General features: G+C 42.8%; 1 protein-coding gene. It reads left to right on the top strand.

Annotated features, from left to right (window positions below):
* Nucleotides 1-39: 39 nt before the first annotated feature.
* A protein-coding gene (locus AB4167_RS21605) for an IS3 family transposase (RefSeq protein WP_372137004.1) occupies nt 40-1280 on the top strand; the annotation gives its coding sequence in 2 pieces (ribosomal slippage) (nt 40-412 and nt 412-1280; 1242 coding nt in all).
* Nucleotides 1281-1308 lie beyond the last annotated feature (28 nt).

The following is a 1308-nucleotide window of genomic DNA, read 5'->3' as shown; positions in this document are numbered from 1 at the left end:
GTCCCGTCCTGAAATGTGTTTACACATTGAGGACTAATGATGACCATTCCAAATAAACACTACGTTAAGCGCACTCAGCGTGATTACACACTAGGCTTTAAATTGCAGGTTGTAGACGCCATCGAAAAAGGCGACATGACCTATAAACAAGCCCAATCAATTTACGGCATACAAGGTCGTTCGACTGTTCTTACTTGGTTAAGAAAGCATGGCAAAATGGATTGGACTACCAACCCAAGGAAGAGCACGATGCCTAAATCACCGAGAGCGAATGAAACGCCTGCCCAAAAAATAAAACGACTTGAACAAGAGCTCGAAGATGAACGTCTCAGATGCCTTCTTCTCAATAGGGTTGTTGATATTCTTGATGCTGAGCACGGAATGTCGCTAAGAAAAAAGTATATAGCGAAGGAGCAAGAAGCCTTCAAAAAGAGAAGAAAGTAAGCTTAAGTAAAGCTTGTTCATTGCTCAATATATCTCGTCAGTGTGTCTATCAGAGAGAAAAGCGTGAGACCACTCGTCAGGCTGAGCTTGCTCCTGTGAAAGGGATGGTGCTTGAGCTAAGACGATTCATGCCTCGGCTGGGAGCTCGTAAGCTCTATTTCTTACTGAAGCCGAAGTTGATAGCTAAGGGAATAAAACTTGGCCGTGATGCTTTGTTTAATTACCTCAGAGAAGAGCGCTTACTCGTTAAGCCGAAACGAAGTTACACCAAAACAACGAACAGCAGACACTGGATGAAAAAACATCCGAACTTGCTAAAAGAAGTCGTTCCGTCAAAACCAGAAGAAGTTCTGGTGAGCGACATCACTTATGTTCAGTCAAACGAGGGCGTTCACTACTTGTCATTGGTTACCGACGCCTTCAGCCGTAAAATCATGGGGTATGAAGTCAGTAATGAAATGAAAGCGAGCGATGTTGTGAAGGCTTTAGATATGACGGTAAAAACTCGATGTTATTGTCATGCGACAATCCATCACTCAGATAGAGGGCTTCAGTATTGCTCAAACCTCTATCAAGAGAAACTTAAAAAGCATGGTATAACTCCATCAATGACGGATGGTTATGACTGTTACCAAAACGCGTTAGCTGAGCGGGTCAATGGTATCCTCAAGCAAGAGTTCTTGCTTACTCAGTGCAAAGATCTTCGCGAGTTGAAAACACTTGTTGAAGAGTCAATATATACGTACAACGAAATGAGGCCACATCTCAGCCTAGGTATGAATACGCCAAATAAGATGCATGAAAAAAGCCAGCAACTTGCGTTACTGGCTAACTAAAATCGTCAACGTATTTTAGGACGAGACA

Source organism: Vibrio sp. 10N.286.49.E11, from assembly GCF_041469505.1.
Taxonomy (GTDB): domain Bacteria; phylum Pseudomonadota; class Gammaproteobacteria; order Enterobacterales; family Vibrionaceae; genus Vibrio; species Vibrio crassostreae_C.
The sequence above is the reverse complement of the archived record's forward strand: the minus strand, read 5'-3'. Positions and strand labels throughout refer to the sequence as shown.